General features: G+C 66.7%; 20 protein-coding genes. 8 read left to right on the plus strand and 12 right to left on the minus strand.

Annotated elements, in window-relative coordinates:
- The first annotated feature begins 110 nt into the window (after window positions 1–110).
- The gene (locus C1930_RS05995; RefSeq protein ID WP_108755670.1) at window positions 111–2,096 is read left to right on the plus strand and encodes a prolyl oligopeptidase family serine peptidase; all 1,986 of its coding nucleotides are present in this window, start codon (window positions 111–113) and stop codon (window positions 2,094–2,096) included.
- 24 nt (window positions 2,097–2,120) lie between these two features.
- Here C1930_RS05995 and C1930_RS06000 read toward each other — a convergent pair whose 3' ends face one another.
- Together C1930_RS06000 and C1930_RS06005 are read right to left on the minus strand one after the other, a co-directional pair.
- Window positions 2,121–3,875, minus strand: coding sequence for an oligopeptide:H+ symporter (locus C1930_RS06000; protein WP_108752466.1), 1,755 nt, complete (start codon window positions 3,873–3,875; stop codon window positions 2,121–2,123).
- A 7-nt stretch (window positions 3,876–3,882) separates the two neighbouring features.
- The gene (locus C1930_RS06005; protein WP_108771308.1) at window positions 3,883–5,055 is read right to left on the minus strand and encodes a heparan-alpha-glucosaminide N-acetyltransferase domain-containing protein; all 1,173 of its coding nucleotides are present in this window, start codon (window positions 5,053–5,055) and stop codon (window positions 3,883–3,885) included.
- 201 nt (window positions 5,056–5,256) lie between these two features.
- On the opposite strand from C1930_RS06005, the gene C1930_RS06010 reads away from it, so the two are divergent.
- The 3 genes from C1930_RS06010 to C1930_RS06020 all read left to right on the plus strand — a co-directional run bounded on the left by C1930_RS06010 (window position 5,257) and on the right by C1930_RS06020 (window position 10,981).
- Window positions 5,257–7,221, plus strand: coding sequence for an oligopeptide transporter, OPT family (locus tag C1930_RS06010; RefSeq protein WP_108752468.1), 1,965 nt, complete (start codon window positions 5,257–5,259; stop codon window positions 7,219–7,221).
- A 319-nt stretch (window positions 7,222–7,540) separates the two neighbouring features.
- Window positions 7,541–9,619, plus strand: coding sequence for a S9 family peptidase (locus C1930_RS06015; RefSeq protein ID WP_108771309.1), 2,079 nt, complete (start codon window positions 7,541–7,543; stop codon window positions 9,617–9,619).
- A gap of 138 nt (window positions 9,620–9,757) precedes the next feature.
- Window positions 9,758–10,981: a DUF819 family protein gene (locus tag C1930_RS06020; RefSeq protein ID WP_108755673.1), complete on the plus strand. Its 1,224-nt coding sequence runs from the start codon at window positions 9,758–9,760 to the stop codon at window positions 10,979–10,981.
- Between the two features lie 71 nt (window positions 10,982–11,052).
- On the opposite strand, the gene C1930_RS06025 is transcribed toward C1930_RS06020, so the two are convergent.
- From C1930_RS06025 to C1930_RS06045, 5 genes are read right to left on the minus strand one after another with little or no spacing between them, the layout of a single operon-like run.
- Window positions 11,053–11,532 (minus strand): hypothetical protein, encoded by a 480-nt coding sequence (locus C1930_RS06025; RefSeq protein ID WP_108771310.1) that lies wholly within the window; start codon window positions 11,530–11,532, stop codon window positions 11,053–11,055.
- Between the two features lie 47 nt (window positions 11,533–11,579).
- Window positions 11,580–11,840, minus strand: a complete 261-nt coding sequence (minE, locus tag C1930_RS06030; protein ID WP_005408532.1) for a cell division topological specificity factor MinE — start codon at window positions 11,838–11,840, stop codon at window positions 11,580–11,582.
- Window positions 11,841–11,842: 2 nt separating this feature from the next.
- Complete coding sequence (gene minD / locus C1930_RS06035; RefSeq protein WP_108755675.1) at window positions 11,843–12,652, minus strand: septum site-determining protein MinD; 810 nt, start codon at window positions 12,650–12,652, stop codon at window positions 11,843–11,845.
- A 35-nt stretch (window positions 12,653–12,687) separates the two neighbouring features.
- Window positions 12,688–13,482, minus strand: a complete 795-nt coding sequence (minC, locus tag C1930_RS06040) for a septum site-determining protein MinC (RefSeq protein ID WP_108755676.1) — start codon at window positions 13,480–13,482, stop codon at window positions 12,688–12,690.
- Window positions 13,483–13,484: 2 nt separating this feature from the next.
- Window positions 13,485–14,081 carry a GNAT family N-acetyltransferase gene (locus C1930_RS06045; RefSeq protein ID WP_108748923.1) on the minus strand — a complete coding sequence of 199 codons (597 nt, stop codon included), beginning with the start codon at window positions 14,079–14,081 and terminating at the stop codon, window positions 13,485–13,487.
- 150 nt (window positions 14,082–14,231) lie between these two features.
- Here C1930_RS06045 and C1930_RS06050 point away from each other — a divergent pair, with 150 nt between their 5' ends.
- The 4 genes from C1930_RS06050 (at window position 14,232) to C1930_RS06065 (ending at window position 17,862) form a co-directional block, all read left to right on the plus strand.
- Window positions 14,232–15,437: a sensor histidine kinase gene (locus tag C1930_RS06050; RefSeq protein ID WP_108752472.1), complete on the plus strand. Its 1,206-nt coding sequence runs from the start codon at window positions 14,232–14,234 to the stop codon at window positions 15,435–15,437.
- Complete coding sequence (locus C1930_RS06055) at window positions 15,437–16,078, plus strand: response regulator transcription factor (protein ID WP_108748925.1); 642 nt, start codon at window positions 15,437–15,439, stop codon at window positions 16,076–16,078. The genes C1930_RS06050 and C1930_RS06055 overlap by 1 nt, the downstream gene beginning before the upstream one ends.
- A 233-nt stretch (window positions 16,079–16,311) precedes the next feature.
- Entirely contained in the window at window positions 16,312–17,385 is a 1,074-nt protein-coding gene (locus C1930_RS06060) for an SRPBCC family protein (protein WP_108755677.1), read from the plus strand.
- Between the two features lie 105 nt (window positions 17,386–17,490).
- Window positions 17,491–17,862, plus strand: coding sequence for a DUF423 domain-containing protein (locus C1930_RS06065; RefSeq protein WP_108748927.1), 372 nt, complete (start codon window positions 17,491–17,493; stop codon window positions 17,860–17,862).
- Between the two features lie 622 nt (window positions 17,863–18,484).
- Here the strand turns inward: C1930_RS06065 and C1930_RS06070 are convergent.
- The 5 genes from C1930_RS06070 to C1930_RS06085 are packed head-to-tail and all read right to left on the minus strand — an operon-like array spanning window position 18,485 to window position 21,209.
- Window positions 18,485–19,294, minus strand: coding sequence for a M15 family metallopeptidase (locus C1930_RS06070; RefSeq protein WP_199912408.1), 810 nt, complete (start codon window positions 19,292–19,294; stop codon window positions 18,485–18,487).
- A 9-nt stretch (window positions 19,295–19,303) separates the two neighbouring features.
- Entirely contained in the window at window positions 19,304–19,897 is a 594-nt protein-coding gene (locus C1930_RS20405) for a PH domain-containing protein (RefSeq protein ID WP_199912409.1), read from the minus strand.
- 29 nt (window positions 19,898–19,926) lie between these two features.
- Complete coding sequence (locus tag C1930_RS06075; RefSeq protein ID WP_108748928.1) at window positions 19,927–20,106, minus strand: DUF4177 domain-containing protein; 180 nt, start codon at window positions 20,104–20,106, stop codon at window positions 19,927–19,929.
- On the minus strand, window positions 20,103–20,282 hold the full coding sequence (locus tag C1930_RS06080; protein ID WP_100439285.1) for an Arc family DNA binding domain-containing protein: 180 nt from the start codon (window positions 20,280–20,282) through the stop codon (window positions 20,103–20,105). Before C1930_RS06080 ends, C1930_RS06075 begins: the two co-directional genes overlap by 4 nt.
- Window positions 20,283–20,327: 45 nt before the next feature.
- Complete coding sequence (locus C1930_RS06085; RefSeq protein ID WP_108748929.1) at window positions 20,328–21,209, minus strand: SPFH domain-containing protein; 882 nt, start codon at window positions 21,207–21,209, stop codon at window positions 20,328–20,330.
- Between the last annotated feature and the right edge of the window lie 96 nt (window positions 21,210–21,305).

Here is a 21,305-nt window from a genome sequence, read left to right on the forward strand (position 1 = left end):
GCACCGGCAACGGTGCCGTCTTTTTTTTGTCGCCGCCAGCACTGGCGGGCGGCAATCGGCCGTGCCTAGAATCGGCGATGCGGACAGGGTGTCCGCTTCAAGGGGGAAGGATGCGCAAGTGCCTGCTGGCTGCCCTGGTGGCGGCCGTGCTGTTGCCGGGGAAGGCAATGGCAGTCGATGTGGATGCGTTCGTGCGCCAGGAGGCGTTCGGCGATCTGAAGATTTCACCCAGTGGCCAGTACTACGCCACCACCGTGCCGGGCGAGGATTTCACCGCGCTGGCGATCCTGCGGTCATCGGACAATTCCGTGGTCAGCAGCATGCGGCCACCGAGCAAGAACCACGCCACCGATTTCCACTGGGTCAACGACTCCCGCCTGCTGATCGGCGTGGCCGAAAAGTTCGGCAGCCTGGACGAGCCGTCGCCCACTGGCGAGCTGCTGTCGATGAACGCCGAAAGCGGCCGTACCGAACTGCTGGTGGGCTACCGGGTAACCAGCAACGGGCCGGGCACGCGCATCCAGCCGAAGAAGGTGGAGGCCATCGCCGCCTTCCTGTCCGACGACCTGCCGGACGACGACCGCAACGTGGTGATCGCGGTGTGGCCCTTCAGCGAAGATCCCTACACCCGCGCCGAGCGCCTGGATGTGCAGAGCGGCAAGCGCGCCACGGTGGCCCGTTCGCCGGTGCGCCGCGCCGATTTCACCACCGATGCGCAGGGCCAGGTGCGTTTTGCCCACGGCGCGGGCACGGACAACGTCAACAAGCTGTACTACCGCGCGGCCAACGGAACCGACTGGGCGCTGGTGAACGATGAGAGTGTGTCCGCACGCATCGAAACCGCGATTGGCTTTTCCGAAGATGGGCAGCTGGCCTATCTGAAGAGCGAGCAGTCCAGCGGTCCCGATGCCATCGTCAGCTGGAACCCGCAGACACGTGAGCGCAAGACCGTGCTGCGCGACGAGGTGGTCGATCCGTACCGCATCATCGTCCGCCCCGGTACCCGCATTCCGGTGGGCGCGCTGTACCTGGGCGACACCCCGCGCACCCGTTTCTTCGACGAGACGTCGGCCGATGCGCGGCTGTACCGCAGCCTGGAGGCGGCGTTCCCCGGCCAGGCGGTCTTCATCACCTCCAGCACCCGCGACGGCAACAAGGTACTGGTACGCGTCTGGTCCGGTTCCAACCCCGGCGACTTCTATGTCTACGATATTGCCGCGCGCAAGGCCGATTACCTGATCAGCCGCAGCGACTGGATCAACGTGGAAAAGACTGCGACGGTCAAGCCGTTCAAGCTGCAGGCCCGCGACGGCCTGCCGCTGCATGGCTACCTGACCGTGCCGCATGGCAGCGACGGCCGTAACCTGCCGATGGTGGTCATGCCCCATGGCGGGCCGCTTGGCATTTACGACGATGGCAGCTACGACCGCGAAGCGCAGATGCTGGCCGCGGCCGGCTATGCGGTGCTGCAGGTCAATTTCCGTGGCTCGGGCAACTACGGCCGTGCCCACGGTCAGGCGGCCGCCGAGCAGTGGGGCAAGGCCATGCAGGACGACGTGACCGATGCCACCCGCTGGGCGATCAGCCAGGGTGTGGCCAACAAGGACCGCATCTGCATCTACGGCGCCAGCTACGGCGCCTATTCGGCCATGATGGGCGCCGTCCGCGAACCCGGTCTGTACCAGTGCGCGGCTGGCTACGTGGGGGTGTACGACCTGCCCATGATGTTCAACCGCGGCGACGTGCAGGACCGCAAGTCGGGCATGACCTACCTGCGCGAATGGCTGGGCGATCCGGCCAAGCTCGGCGCGGTATCGCCGGTCAACCTGGCCGCGCAGATCAAGGTGCCGGTGTTCCTGGCCGCCGGTGGCGAGGACAAGCGCGCACCGATCCAGCACACCGAGCGCATGGAAGCGGCGCTCAAGCGTGCCGGAACGCCGGTCGAAAGCCTGTACTACAAGACCGAAGGCCACGGCTTCTACACGCTGGAACACAAGCGCGAGTACTACGGAAAACTGCTGGCCTTCCTGTCGCGCAGCCTGGGCGGCGCCACGGCCAGCGCCAGCGTGCCGGCGGACAAGGGCAAGGCGCCCTGAGCCTGGCGGCGCGGGTGCACGGGGTCATTTGACCCCGTGCATCATCCGCTTCAGCAGCGGGGCGGCAACGAAGGCCGCCACCGCACAGCCCAGGCCGATCCACATCAGCAGCCAGAACAGGTGCGCATAGGCACCGGCAGCGGCCACCATGTCCAGCGCTTCGCCTTCGGGCACCTCGATCGCCGCCAGCTTGCCGAACAGCGCGGCCAGCGTTTCCGAAAACGCGGTGGCCAGGAACCAGGTGCCCATCATCAGGCTCATCACCCGCGGCACGGCCAGCTGGGTCACCGCCGAAAGGCCGACCGGCGACAGACACATCTCACCGCTGGCCAGCAGGAAGTAGGCCAGCACCAGCCACCACACACTGGCCATCTCACCGGTGGCGCCCACCTGCTGTGCGGCCAGCGCCAGCGGTACGAACGACAGCGCACCGATCACCAGGCCCCAGGCCGATTTCACCGGCTTGCCCGGCTCCCAGCCGCGGCGGTCCATCCAGGTCCACAGCGCGGCGAAGGCCGGCGCCAGCAGTACCAGGAACAACCCACCCAGGTAGGTGAGCGAACCGGCGGTCTGCGGAATCACCAGGCAGTCGCGCACCAGCAGCACCAGCATCAGCGCCACGATGGCGATGAAGAACGCACGCGGTGCGTTGGAACCCGGGCGCCGCTCCGCCAGGCGCGCGCTGACCACGAAGCCCAGCGGCGCCAGCAGCAGCGACACGATCGACCACGGCAGCGGGGTGCCATCGGTAATCACCAGCGCCGGCACGATGTCCTTGGTCAGCAGCCGGTCGGTGAAGGTGACCCACGACCCGTACGACTGCTCGTACATCGTGAAGAACACCAGCGCCATGAAGATCAGCACCATCAGCGCGATCATCTGCTGGCGCTGCACCGGCGTGCATTTGCTGCCGGTGAACCAGGCAAACCAGACCAGCACGCCGCCCAGCACCACCAGCATCAGCATCAGCGCCAGGCTGATTTCACCGCCCAGCGCGAACGCGCCGTTGCCGGCGGCCCACATCAGCCACGCCACCGGCAGCACACCGATCACCGCGCACAGGTAGATCAGCCACTCGCGCGGCAGGCCGAGCACCTTCTGCTTCAGCGCGGCCGGCTGCGGCGGTTCGGCGTGGCCGTGCAGGTACTTCTGCCCCCACAGGAACATGGCCAGGCCGGCCAGCATGCCGATGCCGGCCGCACCGAAGCCGTACTTCCAGCCATAGGCCTCGCCCAGGAAACCGCAGACCAGGGACGAGAACAGCGCGCCCAGGTTGATGCCCGCGTAGAACAGCGAGAAGCCCGAATCGCGGCGCGGGTCGTCCTTGGGGTAGAGCTTGCCGACGATGGTGGAAATGTTCGGCTTCAGGAAGCCCACGCCCATGATGATCAGCGCCAGCGACAGATAGGTCACCGCCAGTGCCGAGGTGTCGCGCACCACTTCGCCGTTCACCCGGTACGCCGCGTGGCCTTCGAAGGCCATGCCCAGGTGGCCCAGCACCAGCAGGATGCCGCCGAACAGCACCGCGCGGCGCATGCCCAGCCAGCGGTCGGCCAGCATGCCGCCGAACACCGGAATGCAGTACACCAGGCCACCGTAGGCGCCCAGCAGGTCCAGCCCGGCCTTGTCACCGAACAGGTGGTACTTGGTCAGGTACAGCAGCAGCAGCGCCTTCATGCCATAGAAGGAAAAGCGCTCCCACATTTCGGTGAAGAAGCAGACGTAGACGCCCTTGGGGTGGCCCAGGAAATCGTCGGAAGCAATCGCGGTGGAATTCATCGGCGGATTATAGGCGCGTGCCGCAGGCGCGCGCCGGGTAGCGCAACCACGCCAGATCGCGCCGGCGCGCCTTGAACCGCCCGAACGCGCGTGTGGCCGGGTACAGCGCCACCGCCAGCGCACAGGCCACCAGCAGCAGGCCGGCCACCGAATCCAGCGCGTACAGGCTGCCGTGGGTCGGCCCCCAGATCGCCAGCGCGGCCAGGTACATCAGCTTCAGCACATACAGGTGCAGCAGGTAGAAGAACATCGGTGCGGCGCCAATGTCGGCCAGCGGCTGCAGCGCGCGGGCCAGCGGCGGCCACTCATACAGGCGCAGCAACAGCAGGCCGACGCCCAGGGTCAGCAGCAGGAACTGCAGCGACGGCGGGTACTTGGTCACGTTGAACACGCTCATCCAGGTGCGCAGCGCGCTGTCCTGGTACTGCCACGGCGCTTCGCCATAGCCGTTGGCCAGGCGCAGCAGGGCGAACGCCGCCAGCGCACCCAGCCCGGCCCACAGCAGCCAACGCTGGCGCTGCGCCGGGTCGCGGTCGCGGGCGAACCACGGCCCCATCAGATAGCCCAGGGCGATCACCCCGATCCACGGCAGCAGCGGGTAGGAGGTGCGCAGGCGCATCACCCCGGCGTCGATCCAGTCGCGCTGGTGCAACACCTTCCACAGCACCGCCAGCACGCCATTGCCTTCCACCCGCACCCCATCGAACAGGTTGTGGCCGGCCACCAGCAGCACGCCCAGCACCAGCAGGGCAGGGCGCGGCAGCCACAGCAGGCCGGCCAGCGCGATCATGCTCAGCCCGATCGCCCAGATCACCTGCAGGTACAGCGTGTCCGGCGGGAACTGGAAGGTCCAGGCGAAGCTCACCAGGGTCAGCTCCAGCACCACCAGGAACAGGCCGCGCTTGAGCAGGAAGGCCGCCGTGGCGCGGCGCGGGTCGGCCTGGCGCTGGCCGTACAGCCACGCCGACAGGCCGCTCAGCAGCACGAACACCGGCGCACACAGGTGGGCCAGCAGGCGGCAGGCGAACAGGGCCGGCGAGACCGTGGCGGCATCCATCGGATCGCTCACCTGGTACTGCAGGAAAAAGGTCTCGCGCACGTGGTCCAGCAGCATCAGCAGCATCACGGTGCCGCGCAGCTGGTCGATGGAGGCCAGGCGGGGAGAGGGGGAAGAGGCCATGCGGGGAAAGGGAACAAACGAATTGGATAGGATATAACATATCGTTTGCCTCAGTCCCAACGGGGTTTTGCCGGTTCGGCCCGTTGGCGGTGCCGACGACCGTGGCGGACGCTGCAGCAGGCGCCCCCATCCTTTGGCACGCTGGACTTGCCGCCCCCTGAACGCTAGCGTGCAAGGGATTTTTTGCCAGCAGGGGCTTCCATGAACCACGACGCTGCGCCCAAGCAGCTCACCTTCCGCGCAGTGGCCCTGGCCATCGTGCTGGCGGTGGTGCTGTCAGCGGCCAACGCCTACCTCGGTCTGTTCGCAGGCCTGACCATTGCTACCGCCATTCCCGCCGCGGTCATTTCCATGGGCGTGCTGCGCCTGCTGGGCGGTGGTTCCATCCTCGAAAACAACATCGTGCAGACCGGCGCCTCGGCCGGTTCGTCCATCGCCGCCGGTGTCATCTTCACCATCCCGGCGCTGGTCATCATGGGCTACTGGCCCGACTTCAAGTACTGGTGGGTGCTGGGCATCGCCGGTCTGGGTGGCCTGCTGGGCGTGCTGTTCTCGGTGCCGCTGCGGCGTTCGATGATCGTCGAAGACCCGCTGCCGTTCCCGGAAGGCAAGGCCGCAGCCGAAGTGCTCAAGGCCGGTGAGAACCCCGGCCCGGGCCTGAAGATCCTGGGTCTGTCGGCCGTGATCGGTGCCTTCGTCAAGCTGGCCGCCGAAAGCGGCCTGCGCCTGATCCCCGATGCCTGGTCGACCTCGGCCTACGTCGGCAGCTCCAAGATCACCGCCTTCATCGGCACCAACCTGTCGCCGGCCCTGCTGGGCGTGGGCTACATCGTCGGCCTGAATGTCGGCATCGTGGTGGTGTCCGGCTCGATCCTGACCTGGCACATCGCCATTCCGATCTACCAGGCGTTCTTCATGAACACCGATCCGGCCCTGGCCGCCTCGGTCGCCACCGCCTCGTCCACCGAGGCCGCGTTCGCCATCTGGGGCGCGAAGATGCGTTACCTGGGTGTAGGCGCAATGCTGATTGGCGGCATCTGGACCCTGATCTCGCTGCGCAAGTCGCTGCTGAACGGCGTCAAGAGTGGCTTCGCCGCCGCGCGCAAGAGTGGCGGTCCGGTGCTGGCCCATACCGAACGCGACCTGCCGATGAAGTGGATGCTGGTCGCCCTGGTGGCCTTCGTGCTGCCGCTGCTGGCCCTGTACCAGGCCATCGTCGGCCAGTGGCACGTGTCCATTCCGATGACCATCATCATGATCGTCGCCGGCTTCCTGTTCGTGTCCGTGTCGGCCTACCTGGCCGGCCTGATCGGTTCGTCCAACAACCCGGTCTCGGGCATCACCATCTCCACCATCCTGTTCGCCTCGGCGGTGCTGGTGGTGCTGCTGGGCGCCGATGGCCTGAAGCCGGTCGGCGCCGGTGGTGCGCCGCTGGGTGCGGTGGCCGCCATCATGATCGGCGCGGTGGTGTGCTGTGCCGCCGCGGTGGGCGGTGACAACCTGCAGGATCTGAAGGCCGGCTACATCGTCGGTGCTACCCCGTGGAAGCAGCAGCTGATGCTGGGCATCGGTGCGTTCTCGTGCGCGCTGATCATGGCCCCGGTGCTGAACCTGCTGGCCACCGCCTACGGCATCGGCGTGAAGTCCGAGCTGCACCCGAACGCGCTGGCCGCCCCGCAGGCGAACCTGATGGCGTCGGTGGCCAAGGGCCTGTTCGGTGGTGAACTGCCGTGGACCTTCATCGGCATCGGTGCCGTGGTCGGTGCGGTCATCATCGCCTTCGACAGCTGGCTGAAGTCGCGCAATTCGCGCTTCCGCGTGCCGGTGCTGGCCGCCGCCATCGGTATCTACCTGCCGCTGGAACTGATGGTGCCGATCTTCCTGGGCGGCCTGATCGCCTATCTGGTCGAGCGCTTCCACAAGGTGCGTGGCGATGATGAAGAAGGCCGCGACCGCGTGCACAAGCCGGGCGTGCTGTTCGCCGCCGGCCTGATCACCGGCGAAGCCCTGATGGGCATCGCCATCGCCGTGCCGATCGTGGTCAGCAGCCGTGCCGACGTGCTGGCCCTGCCGTTCCACCTGCCGGCCGCGCAGTGGTTCGGCCTGGCCGTGCTGTTCCTGGTGGGCCTGCTGATCTACCGCACCGGCAAGCGCGCACAGGCGTAACGCCAAGGGGGCGGATCCCTTCCCGCAGGGAAGGGCTCTGACCCCGGCTGGCAGTCTCTGGGGTCAGAGCCGATTCCGGTGCAAGGGGTCGGATCCCTTCCCGCAGGGAAGGGCTCTGACCCCGGCTGGCAGTCTCTGGGGTCAGAGCCGATTCCTGCGGAATCGGATCCGACCCCGGGCTGCCCACAAACCGCGCTACGGCGCGGTTTGCTGTTTCTGGCGGCGGGAACCGCGCTGGCCGGCAGGCATGACCGATGGCCTTGGCAGCCCCGCCCGCGCAGGCCTACCATCGGTTTTTTGCCGTCCTGCGGAGACCCCGATGAAACTGCGTCATGCCCTGCTGCCACTGAGCCTGCTGGCCGCCCTGCCCAGCGTTGCCGCTGCCCGTGGCCTGGAAGTCCGCGACATGGTGGCCATGGATCGCGTCTCCGCCCCGGTCCTGACCGCCGATGGCAGCACCGTGGTGTTCGCCAAGCGCAGCACCGACGCCGCGCTGAAGTCCAGCACCGCCCTGTTCGCGCGCAACCTGCGCACGCGTGATGCGGCCCCGCCGAAGCAGATCACCCCGGCTGGCTGGAACGTCAATTCGGCTTCGCTGTCGGCTGATGGCCAGACCGTCTATTTCCTCAGCGCCAAGAACGGCAGCCAGCAGCTGTACGCCCAGCCGATCAGCGGCGGCATCCCGCGCCAGCTGACCGACTTCCCGGTGGACGTGGACAGCTACCACGTGTCGCCGCAGGACGACCGCGTGCTGTTCAGCGCCGGCGTGTTCCAGGCCTGCGCCTCCGACCTGGCCTGCACCGAAAAGAAGCTGAAGGACGTGGCCGGCGCCAAGGCCAGCGGCAAGGTCTTCGATTCGCTGTTCGTGCGCCATTGGGATACCTGGAACGACGGCCGCCGCAACACCCTGTTCGTGGCCCCGCTGCCGGTTGCCAAGGGTGGCCCGGTGAAGGGCGCCTCGGCGCTGAGCGCCACCATTGATGGCGACGCGCCGTCCAAGCCGTTCGGCGGCAATGACGATTTCACCTGGTCGCCCGATGGCAGCAGCGTGGTCGCCAGCATCCGCGTGGCCGGCAAGCAGGAACCGTGGTCGACCAACTTCGACCTGTACCGCTTCGATGCGGCCGGCAAGCAGGCGCCGGTGAACCTGACCGCGTCGAACCCGGCCTGGGATGCCGGCCCGGTGTTCAGCGCCGACGGCAAGACCCTGTTCTACCGCGCCATGAAGCGCCCGGGCTTCGAAGCCGACCGCTTCGGCCTGATGGCGATGGACCTGGCCAGCGGCAAGACCCGCGAAATCGCCCCGCAGTGGGACCGCTCGGCTGGTGAGATCACCCTGTCCACCGATGGCGCCAGCATCTACACCACCACCGACGACCTGGGCGAACACCCGCTGTTCCAGATCGACGTGGCCAGCGGCAAGGCCACCAAGGTCATCGGCGATGGCACCGTGTCTTCGGTCAGCGTGGCCGGCAACAGCGTGGCCATCACCCGCAACAGCCTGAAGAGCAACGACCAGGTGCTGGTTGGCCTGCTGCCGGCGGCCGGTGAAACCATGGGCCCGCTGCGCGCGCTGACCCCGGCTGCCGGTGAAGTGCTGAAGGACGTCAGCTTCGGCGACTACGAACAGTTCGAGTTCAAGGGCTGGAACAACGACACCGTGCACGGCTACGTGGTCAAGCCGCACAACTACCAGGAAGGCAAGTCCTACCCGGTCGCGTTCCTGATCCACGGCGGCCCGCAGGGCAGCTTCGGCAACGGCTGGAGCTACCGCTGGAACCCGCAGACCTACACCGGCCAGGGCTACGCGGTGGTCATGATCGACTTCCACGGTTCCACCGGTTACGGCCAGGCCTTCACCGATGCGATCAGCCAGCACTGGGGCGACCGCCCGCTGGAAGATCTGCAGAAGGGCTGGGACGCGGCGCTGAAGAAGTATTCCTTCCTCAACGGTGACAAGGCCTGTGCGCTGGGCGCCAGCTACGGCGGCTTCATGGTCAACTGGATCGCCGGCAACTGGAACGGCCCGTTCAAGTGCCTGGTGAACCACGATGGTGTGTTCGACCAGCGCATGATGGGCTATGCCACCGAAGAACTGTGGTTCACCGAATGGGAGCAGGGCGGTACCCCGTACCAGAAGGCAGCCAACTACGAGAAGTTCAACCCGGTCAACCACGTGGCTGACTGGAAGAAGCCGATCCTGGTCATCCACGGCCAGCAGGATTTCCGCATTCCGGTCGAACAGGGCCTGGCCGCGTTCACCGCCGCCCAGCGCCAGGGCATCGAATCGAAGTTCCTGTACTTCCCGGACGAAAACCACTGGGTGCTGAAGCCGGCCAACAGCATCCTGTGGCATGACACCGTCAACGCCTGGCTGAAGCAGCACATCGGCAACTGATGGTTGCAGCGCCGCCCTTCGGGGCGGCGCTTCTTTTCCCGCCGGTAGGTGCCGACCGTTGGTCGGCACACCTTCGCCCAGGGGTCAGCGCCCTTTCGCATCGCGGAAGGGATCCGACCCCGCACCCAGAGCACCTGCATGATCCAGAACGACATCGTCGTCTTCGGTTTGATCGCCGCCACCCTCGGCGCCGTGTTCTGGACCGCCTCGCGCGAGCAGGGCCTGTGGAAGCGCTTCTACACCTTCGTACCGGCGCTGCTGCTGTGCTATCTGCTGCCGGGCATCTACAACACCGTCGGCCTGATCGACGGGCAGAACACCAAACTCTACAACCCGGTGGCACGCGACATCCTGCTGCCGGCGGCGCTGATCCTGCTCACCCTGGCGGTGGACATCAAGGGCATCCTGCGGCTGGGCCCGAAGCTGGTGCTGATGTACCTGGGCGCCTCGGCCAGCATCATGCTCGGCGCGGTGGTGGCCTTCCTGGTGATGCGCGCGATCCATCCGGACACCGTGGCCGGCGATACCTGGGCCGGCATGGCCGCACTGGCGGGCAGCTGGATTGGCGGCGGCGCCAACATGCTGGCGATGCGCGAAGTGTTCGACGTCAACGCCACCACCTTCGGCCAGTTCGCCGTGGTCGATGTGGGCGTGGGCTATGTGTGGATGGCTGCGCTGATCTTCCTGGCCGGGCGCGCGGCGAAGATCGATGCGCGCAGCGGTGCCGATACCTCGGCCATCGATGAACTGAAGGAGCGCATCGCACGCTTCCAGGCCGAGCACGAGCGCATTCCCAGCCTGACCGACCTGATGCTGATCGTGGCGGTGGCGTTCGGTGGCGTGGGCCTGGCCCATGCCATCGGCGCGCCGTTGGCAGCCTGGTTCAAGGCCAACGTCAGCTGGGCCGCGCAGTTCAGTCTGGACGCGCCGTTCGTCTGGGTGGTGGTGCTGTCCACCACACTGGGCCTGGGGCTCAGCTTCACCCGTGCGCGCACGCTGGAAGGCGCCGGCGCCTCGCGGCTGGGCTCGCTGCTGCTGTACTTCCTGATTGCCTGCATCGGCATGCAGATGGACCTGCTGGCGCTGCTGGACCGGCCGTGGCTGTTCCTGCTGGGGCTGATCTGGATCGCCGTGCACATCGGCCTGCTGTGGTGCCTGGGCAAGCTGCTGAAGGTGCCGTTCTTCTACTTCGCCATCGGTTCGCAGTCGAACATCGGCGGCCCGGCCTCGGCACCGGTGGTGGCCGCCGCGTTCCATCCGGCACTGGCGCCGGTGGGCGTGCTGTTGGGCACGATGGGTTATGCGACTGGCACGTATCTGGCCTATGTGGTCGGCATCACCCTGCGCGCGCTGGCCACGTAGTAGATCCACGCCATGCGTGGAGGGTGCGGACCAAGGTCCGCACCTACCAACGGCGGGCACCCACCGGTGACTTAGGCCACCGGCAACCCGCGTTCGATCAACCACGCTTTCGCGTCTTCGGCGTCCTGTTCGAACCATGCCTGGGTAGACCCCAACCGGTACGTATACCCCCACGCATCCATGTCGGCCATCAGCCGCGCGCTGCCCACGCCGGGCAGCTGCCCGGCCAGCACGATCTGCAGGTAGCAGGTGGCATCTTCCTCGGGTACCGAATCGGTGGCGTCGGTGTGCACCTGCGCACGCCGTTCCGGCGGCAGCACGATCAGGTGGCAGGCTTCGTGCAGCATCGAGTGCACCGGCGTGTCGTCACGCACATACACGTTGCTGGCGATGATGCCGGCCTCGGGTTCACCCCAGTAGCTGCCGGGAATCGCCTCGCCGGCGCCCACGTGGTGCAGCCGCAGGCCATGTGCGGACAGCAGCTGCTGCGCATCGGCGAAGGCGATGTCGCCAACGCGGGTCACGTTCGGTTCGGGTGTAGTGTCGGTCATGCGGGGTCATACGGCCCCGCCCATGCAGGCACGGGCGGGGCAGGGGGTCAGGGCTTGTCCGGGCCTTCGGGCAGCGCCACGGAAATATCCAGCACGTCGTGCTGGCCATCCTTCACCAGGTCGACCTTCACCGCATCGACGTCGATGTTCACGTACTTCTTGATCACTTCCAGCAGCTCGCGCTGCAGCAGCGGCAGGTAGTCCGGGCCACCGCGGTGGCTGCGTTCCTGCGCGATGATGATCTGCAGGCGGTTCTTGGCGGTTTCGGCGGTGGTCTTCTTCGCTTTGAGGAAATCAAACAGGCCCATGCTTACCCTCCGAACAGCTTGCTGAAGAAGCCCTTCTTCTCGACGTTGGTGAAGCGCATCGGGCGTTCTTCGCCCAGGATGCGCGCGACGGCGTCGTCGTAGGCCTGGCCGGCAGCGGATTCGACATCCAGGATCACCGGTTCGCCCTTGTTGGATGCATTGAGCACGTCGCCCGATTCAGGGATCACGCCAATGGCCTTCAGGCCCAGCACTTCTTCCACGTCGGCAATGCTGAGCATTTCGCCGCTTTCCACGCGCACCGGGGTGTAGCGGGTCAGCAGCAGGAAGGCCGGCACGTTCTGGCCCGATTCGGCCTTGTGGGTCTTCGAATCCAGCAGGCCGATGATGCGGTCGGAGTCGCGCACCGAGGACACTTCCGGGTTCACCACCACCACCGCGCGGTCGGCGAAGTACATGGCCAGGAACGCGCCCTTTTCGATGCCCGCCGGGGAATCGCAGATGATGTAGTCGAAGCCGTCGGCGGCCAGGTCCTTCAGCACCTTGCCCACGCCTTCCTGGGTCAGCGCATCCTTGTCGCGGGTCTGCGAAGCGGCCAGCACGTACAGGTTGTCAAAGCGCTTGTCCTTGATCAGGGCCTGCTTAAGGGTGGCTTCGCCGTGCACGACGTTCACGAAGTCGTACACCACGCGGCGTTCGCAACCCATGATCAGGTCGAGGTTGCGCAGGCCGACGTCGAAGTCGATCACGGCCACCTTCTTGCCGCGCCGTGCCAGGCCGCAGGCCAGGCTCGCGCTGGAAGTGGTCTTGCCGACGCCGCCCTTGCCGGAGGTGACTACGATGATTTCAGCCAAAGGACTTCTCCTGATGATTCTGTTTGGGTGCTGCGTCAGTCCAGCGCAGCGATCTTGATCTGGTCCTGTTCCAGCCACACCTGCACGGCCTTGCCGCGCAGGTTGTCCGGCACATCGTCCAGTACCTTGTAATGGCCCGCAATGGCGACCAGTTCTGCATGGAAATCGCGGCAGAAGATGCGCGCCGCGGTGTTGCCCTGAGCCCCTGCCAGCGCGCGGCCGCGCAGGGTGCCGTAGATATGGATGCTGCCGTCGGCGATCACCTCGGCGCCTGCGCCAACGGTGGCCATGACGGTCAGGTCGCAGTTTTCCGCGTACAGCTGCTGGCCCGAACGCACGTTGCCCAGCTGCATGCGGCCCGGCTGCGGCGCGGCGGCATCGGCGGCCTTGCCTACCGGCGTGGCCGGGGCGGGCTTGGGCTCGGTCTTGGCGGCGCGGCGCGGTTCGGCCGGCGGCGGCGGCGGCGGCGGGGCCGGTTCGGCTTCGGCGCGTTCGTACTGGGCGCGGAACTTGGCCAGCAGCGGCAGGCCCAGCTGCTGCGACAGCAGATCGATGGCCGTGGTGCCGTAGGCCAGCGCCACCGGCAGCACGCCGGCGCTGCGCAGGCCATCCACCAGCGCCTGCGCGGTGGCCACGTCCGGCACCTGGCTCAGGCCGCCGAAATCGAGGATGACCGCGGCGCGGCCGAACAGCTTCGGCGCACGGGTCACCCGCTCCTGCATTTCCTGCACGAGGCGTTCGACATCAAGGGTACGGATGCGCAGGTTGGCAATGCCCACCTGGCCGATCTTCAATTCACCGGCCTGTTCGTAATCAAAATTCACCGCCACGCTCAGGTCCCCGTCGGCCGCTGTGCCTGCGCCGGCAGCTGCCGGTCGCGCGCCCACGCTACATCGGGCAGCTTGCCGCCGTAGGTGTCCTGCACCCAGGGGTAGCTGCACAGTTCCTTGGCCAGCATGCTGGCGCGCACATCTACGTGCGGCATGGTGTTCTGGCCCAACTCGCGGAAGCCGAAGCTGCCGTGGAAGAGCAGGGCAGCGTCGGCGCCGTGGTCCAGGAACACTTCGCAGGTCATCTGCGGGTAGCGCAGTTCGGCAAAGCTCTGCGCATCGGCATAGAACGCACGGCCGACGCCACCGCCGCGGCGGCGGCTGGCGACCACGATGCGGTCGATATAGAAGAAGGGGGTGTCCAGCTGCTGCTTGAACCAGGCGAAATTGCTGCTGTCGTGCTGGCTGTCGCTGCCGAAGCCGATCAGGAAGCCGGCCAGGTTGCCGTCGCGCTCGGCGACGCGGAAATATTCAGCGGTTTCGTAGAACAGGTGCAGCCGGGCCGCATCCAGCGGAAGGATGGCCAGGCCAGCATTGTTGTTCAACGCCAGGACGGAATCGAGCTCGTGCTCGCGCACGTCGCGGATGACAATCGACATTGTGACTCCGTGGGGTAACGCGGTTGGTCCTGCGAACGGACCCTGCGCACGATTATTGCATGCCCGGGGTGGGCTGCGGCATGAACAGGGGGCAGGGGCAAGCATGACTTTATGCCCTTGGGGCAGACCGCGCACAGGCTACGATGGGCCATGCTGGCCCGACTGAACCACAATGCGATGCTGCGCTACTCCGGGTTGTTCACCTGGGGCACCGTTGGCCTATGGCTGGCGATCTACCTGATCGATCCGGTCTCGCTCACCCTGGAAAGCCTGGATGGCGAAGCCGGCTACCGGGTCATTCCGTGGGCCTCGGCCTACCTGGCCTTCGGCGTGGTGTACTGGGGCCTGACCCGCGACCTGGGCGAAAGTGGGCCCGGCTTCTTCGACCATGCCGCGCTGATCCTGCTCACCGCCTGCGCCATCGGCGTCAGCTATTTCTCCGGCACCGCGCTGGGCAGCATCCTGCTGATGGTGGTGGCCGGGCTGCTGCCCTGGCTGCTGGGCCCGCGCATCGGCGTGGTCTGGCTGGTGGCCAGCAACCTGGCGGTGCTGCCGGTCTATATCAAGCCGCTGGGCTTCCCGCCGGTCATCGCCGTGCTGCAGGCGATGGGCTACATGGGCTTTTCCAGCTTCGTGTTCGTCATCGCGCTGGTGGCGCGGCGCCAGGCCGAAGCGCGCGACGAGCAGCGCCGCCTGAATGCCGAACTGCGCGCCACCCGCGCCCTGCTGGCCGAAAGCGCGCGGGTGAACGAACGCACGCGCATTTCCCGCGAGCTGCACGACGTGCTGGGCCACCAGCTGACCGCGCTCACCCTGAACCTGGAAGTGGCCGGCCACCTGGCCGAGGGCAAGGCGCTGGAACACGTGAAGCGTTCGCACACCCTGGCCAAGCTGCTGCTGGGCAACGTGCGCGAAGTGGTCAGCCAGCTGCGCGAGACCGGTGCGATCGACCTGGCCGCGGCCCTGCGCCCGCTGACCGAGAACGTGCCCTCGCTGGACATCCAGCTGGAGGTGGAGGAGCCGCTGAACGTGGAGGACCCGCAGCGGGCCCACGTGCTGCTGCGCTGCACCCAGGAAATCATCACCAACACGGTGCGCCATGCCCATGCCCGCCACCTGTGGATCCGGGTCTACCGCGAAGTGCCGGGGCAGGTGGTGGTGGAGGCCCGCGACGACGGTGTCGGGGCGGAAATGGTCAATGCAGGCAATGGCTTGCGCGGCATGCGCGAGCGCCTGCAACAATGTGGGGGCCAGCTGCAGGTGGAGACCCGCCCTGGCGACGGCTTCCGGCTGCGCGCCACGGTACCGGCCACGGTGCTGGCCGCACTTACCCAGGTTCCTGAAGGAGTACGGTGATGATTCGCGTCTGCCTGGTCGATGACCAAACCCTGGTGCGGCAGGGAATCCGCTCCCTGCTGGCGCTCGACGATGGCATTGAAGTGGTGGCCGAGGCGGCCGACGGCCGGCAGGCGGTCGAGCTGGTGCCGCAGGTGCGCCCGGACGTGGTGCTGATGGACATGCGCATGCCGGTGATGTCCGGCTTGGAGGCCCTGCAGGTGCTGTCGCGGCAGGAACAGCTGCCGCCGACCATCATCCTGACCACCTTCGACGATGACCAGCTGGTGCTGGCCGGGCTGAAGGCCGGCGCCAAGGGCTATCTGCTGAAGGATGTGACGCTGGAACAGCTGGTGGGGGCCATCCGTACCGTAGCCGACGGCGGCTCGCTGGTGCAGCCGGCCGTGACCCAGCGCCTGCTGTCCGGGCTGGAGCACATGCGCAACGATTTCGTCAGCCTGGACCGGCCGGACCCGCTCACCGACCGTGAGACGGAGATCCTGCGGCTGATGGCCAGCGGTTTCTCCAACAAGGAAATCGCCAATTCGCTGGGCGTGGCCGAGGGCACCATCAAGAACCACGTCTCGAACATTCTGTCCAAGCTGGGCGTGCGCGACCGCACCCGCGCGGTGCTGAAGGCGTTCGAACTCCAGTTGGTTTGATTAAAATCCTTTCAGGACAAGGGCTTGGGTCGTGTTTTCAGGCCCGGGGCGGGGTGCCCCCCTACTTGCCGGGGCCCCAGATGCGTTACCCTTCAAAATCTTTGTCCATACAAATACGCAGCCGGCACGGAAACCGGTGCGCCAATCCGATAAACAATGCCTGCGAAGCCTGCTAGGATTGGCGCTTCGCTTCAATCAACCCGGCCGTGGGATCGGCCCCGGAGACTCTCTGAATGACCCGTATTATCGAGTTCCTGATCGCCTTGGGGATCGTGGCTGGCCTGTTCGTCATCATTGGCGTATGTCTGCCGGGCGAGCGTCACATCACCGAAAGCATCGAGACCAACCGCAAGATGACGATCGTGTACGACACGGTCAACAGCCTGCGCCGCTTCAAGGACTGGAACCCGCTGGTACTGCGCGATCCCGCCGTTGACCTGAAGCTGTCCGGCCCGGCCTCGGGCGTGGGTGCCACCCTCGATTTCGCCTCCAAGGACCTGGGTAACGGTTCCTGGAAGATCACCGAATCGGAAGAGAACAAGCGCGTTGTGATCGCCGTCGAAGACCCGACCAAGGGCCACGACAAGGTCACCACCTTCACCCTGGAGCCGACCGGCAAGGGCGGTCGTAACGTCAAGATCACCCAGGATTACTCGGTGAAGTACGGCTTCGACCTGTTCGGCCGTTACGCCGGCCTGTATGTCAGCCGCCAGATCGGCGACGACATCAAGATGGGTCTGTCGCGCATGGCCAACATGCTGGCCACCGTGCCGAACGTTGACTACCGCACCGCCGAAGCCCCGCTGACCGATCTGGCCATCGTGGACGTGCCGGCCGAAGACCTGCTGGTCGTCAATGCCGGTAACGTCGATCGCGGCCAGGACACCATCACCAAGTCCATCAAGGACAACCAGGAATGGATCAAGCGCGTGATGGAGGCCAATGGCCTGGAAGCCGCTGGCCCGTTCCGCGTCATCACCACCGATTTCGGTGCTGAGAAGTACGCCTTCGACATCGCCCAGCCGGTGAAGAAGAAGGGCGCTGAAGGCGCGGCTGCCGAAGAACTGTCCGTCAAGATCGACGGCGGCGCTCCGGTGAAGTACGTCCGCGTTGCCCCGCACCGTTCGGCCCACGCGGCCTACACCGGCCACATGGCTGGCCTGGACATTGCCCGCAACGCACTGCGTGCCTGGGCTGTGACCAACGGTTCGGAAGTGATCGACCGTCCGTACGAGTCCTGGAAGGACGGCGTGGACAAGTCGTTCACCCCGGAAGGTACCTACGACATCTACTGGGCCGTCAAGTAAGCCTCGGCTGACCCATGTAGTGTTGGACACGAAAACGCGCCGCTTCCTGCGGCGCGTTTTTTTTCATCTGTGCCCCGTGGTCGGGGCCCTGCGCAAGGAAAGACCATGTTCACTGCCGAACGTCGTGCGCGTAAACCTTCACTGCTGGCCTGCCTGGGCGCATTGCTTGCGGCAGCATCAATCGGCCTTTCGGCCTATGCCGCCCACGGCGTGGCCGACCCGCTGGCGCAGCAGCACCTGAACATGGCGGCGCTGTACGCCTTCGCCCACGGCGCGGTACTGCTGGCACTGGGCCCGCGTGCGCAGGGCGCGATCGCGCACCTGGGCCTGTACCTGCTGCTGCTGGGCGTGCTGCTGTTCTCAGGCAGCCTGGTGGGCGGCGCGCTGTGGCAGTGGCCGACCCGGCTGGCGCCAGTGGGCGGCACCACCTTGATGGCCGCCTGGGTGCTGCTGGCGATCAACGCGCTGCGGCGCTGAGGTAGCGCCGGGCCATGCCCGGCGAGGATCGTTGCCCCGCGTGCTACAGGTGGCGCCGGGCCATGCCCGGCGGGAATCGGTGCCCCGCGTGCTACAGGTAGCGCCGGGCCATGCCCGGCAGGGATCGTTGCCCCGCGCGCTTTAGGTAGCGCCGGGCCATGCCCGGCGGGGATCGTTGCCCCGCGTATTTGTAGAGTCGAGCCATGCTCGACTTCGGCAAAACCAGCCGAGCATGGCTCGGCTCTACCGGAAATGTGCAGCCGAGCAAGGCTCGGCTCTACCGGAAATGTGCAGCCGAGCATGGCTCGGCTCTACCGGAAATGTGCAGCCGAGCATGGCTCGGCTCTACCGGAAATGTGCAGCCGAGCATGGCTCGGCTCTACCGGAAATGTGCAGCCGAGCATGGCTCGGCTCTACCGGAAATGTGCAGCCGAGCATGGCTCGGCTCTACCGGAAATGTGCAGCCGAGCATGGCTCGGCTCTACCGGAAATGTGCAGCCGAGCATGGCTCGGCTCTACCGGAAATGTGCAGCCGAGCATGGCTCGGCTCTACCGGAAATGCGCAGCCGAGCATGGCTCGGCTCTACCGGAAATGTGCAGCCGAGCATGGCTCGGCTCTACCTCAGTCGTTGGCCGGTGCCCAGCACCAGTGCCACGGCTCGTAGACGATGCCGTGCGGGTTGTCGCGCGGGTAGCTCAACCGGAACCCGTGGCCACCGGCGTGCGCCTGCAGCCAGGCGAACGCCTCGGTGGCTTCAAACGTTTCTTCCGCCGGCGCATCGCCCGGCGTGCCGATATCCAGCGCATCACCCCGGTGGTGTTCGCTGAAGCCCGGCGCGGCGTTGACCTTCAGGATCTCGGCCACGCTCAGCCCGCGCGCGCGCTTGCGTTCGAAAATACCCAGTTGGTAAGCGTGGCTGCGGAAACCGGAAATCGCATCCAGCGCCACGCCGTCGCGCGCGGCGTGCAGGCGCATGCGGCGCCAGCCCTGCGCGGCGGCGCGGCGCAGCCACAGCGGGCGGCCGAAACGGTCGCGCCCGGCGAAGTGCAGCAGGCAGGGCTCGGCTTCCAGTGGCAAGCCGCAGTCCTGTGCATAGGCATCCGCATCCAGGCCCAGCTGCTGCAGGCGCTGCTGCAGGCCCGCCAGCGGCAGCCAGTGGTCTTCCAGCGTTGCGGCGAAGGGGCGGGCGCGGGCCTGTTCCAACAGCGCCAGGGCCGCTTCCACGCCGGGCTCGCGCGGCAGCCGCGCGACCAGTGAGTGCACACCGTGGTCCAGCACCACGGCCAGGTAGCGGCCATCCTGCTTGCGCCGCAGCACCCACTGCGCGCGGGCCAGCAGGCGTGCATCCAGGTTGCTGCGCGCGCGCAGCAGGGCGGCCGGCCACAGTTCCACGGCCTCGGTGTTGATCAGCAGGGGGGCGCGACGGTGCATGCCCGCAGCTTACTGCCGTGGCGTGGTGGCGGCCACCTTCTGCAGCGCGTCCAGCAGCGCCTGCGGCCGCTCCAGGCTGAGCAGCAGGGTGCTGCCGCCGCGCACCGGAATCACCAGCGTGCGCTGGCGGTCGGTGACCAGGGCAAACCCCTTGTTGCCGCCCTGCAGGCGGAAGTGGCCCGAATAGAAGCCCGGCATTGAATAGCCATTGGTCTTGTAGCGCAGGCCGTAGCGGCGGTCGCGGCCCAGGTCCACCACCTCGGCCTGCTCCAGCTGCAGCTGCGCCACCGGGGTGCGGCGCCGGTACAGCGTGGAGCGCACGTCCAGCACATTGCCATCGATTACCACCCGGCGGCGGAAGAACGCCATGCCAAGGCCCACGCCGATCAGCACCAGCACGACCAGGCTCCATGCCGCGCTGCCCCACAGGCGGAAGAACGGCGGCGCCAGGGTGATCTCCATCCACGGCGCAGCGGCCGGCTCGTGCTTCAGTTCGGCCCACACGCACAGCGCGAACACGATCAGCAGCGGCAGCAGGATCCACAGCACGCGCAGTGGCGAACTCTCGGCAACATCGAACGAACGCGGGTCGCTGCCACTCATTGCGGTGCTCCCTTGCGCGGCGCGCATGGTCAGATTTCCTTCTTGAAGACCAGCATGGCCGGGCGCATCGGCGCGGGAATGATCACGTTCACCAGTTCCCAGCCCAGCAGCCCCTGCCGGGTCAGTTCGTTCTGGATGTCCTCGGCCTTCAGCACGCCCATCAGCGATGTCTTCACTTCAATGGTCTGGTAGCTCCAGCGCTTGCTCATTCCTTGTCCTCGGGTGATGGCGTGGGTTTTGGCAGGCGCCCTGCCTTGCGCAGGGCGTCGCGCAGCACGTATTCGATCTGGGCATTCAAGCTGCGCAGCTCGTCGTCAGCCCAGCGTTGCGCCGCAGCCAGCACGTCGGCGTTGATGCGCAGCGGATAGGCTTTCTTCTCACTCATGCGAACTCCTGGCGGGGCGCGGTGGCGCCCCGTTGCGAGGGTGGCTCAGTACAGCGAACCGGCGTTGACGATCGGCTGGGTGCCGCGGTCCGAGCACAGCACGGTCAGCAGGTTGCTGACCATGTGCGCCTTGCGTTCTTCGTCCAGCTGCACCACGCCGTTCTTCTGCAGTTCGGCCAGGGCCATTTCCACCATGCCCACCGCACCGGCCACGATGCGCGTGCGCGCGGCGATCACCGCATTGGCCTGCTGGCGCTGCAGCATGGCCTGGGCGATTTCGGCGGCGTAGGCCAGGTGGCTGATGCGCGCATCCAGCACCTGCACGCCGGCGTCGGCCAGGCGTTCGGCCAGTTCGTTCTTCAGGTGCTGGGAAATCTCGCTGGCGTGGCTGCGCAGGGCCAGCTGGCCATCCTCGTGCTGGTCGTAGGGATAGCTGGTGGCCATCGCGCGCAGCGCCGATTCGGACTGGATATGCACGAAGCTTTCGTAGTCATCCACGTTGTAGACCGCTTCGGAGGCATCGACCACCTGCCAGACGATCACCGCGGCAATCTCGATCGGGCTGCCATCAAGCTCGTTCACCTTCAGCTTGCCGCTTTCGAAGTTGCGCACGCGCTGGCTGACCCGGCGCTTGGAATAGAAGGGGTTGTTCCAGCGCAGGCCGTTGTCCTTCACCGTGCCCACGTATTTGCCGAACAGGCTCAGCACCGCCGCCTGGTTGGGCTGCACCGTGTACAGGCCGGCCAGCACCAGCACTGCGGCGACGACCAACAGCAGGCCGCCCAGCATCATCAGCAGGTTCGGTGCGCCGGTGCTGGCTTTGGCTGCCACCCCCAGCACGAACAGCGCGCCACCGGCCAGCGCGGCCAGCAGCGAGACGGCCAGCGTGCCCAGACCGTTGAGGGAGGAAAGCGACTTCTCTTTCATGGCAGTACGTCCTTGAGGGTTCGATTGAACGATATCAAATTGATATCAGATCGCAAGTGCCGTTCGTCGGCCGAACCGGCCGGACCGGCTAGAATG

Origin of the sequence: Stenotrophomonas sp. SAU14A_NAIMI4_8 (genome assembly GCF_003086695.1) — a bacterium.
Lineage (GTDB): Bacteria > Pseudomonadota > Gammaproteobacteria > Xanthomonadales > Xanthomonadaceae > Stenotrophomonas.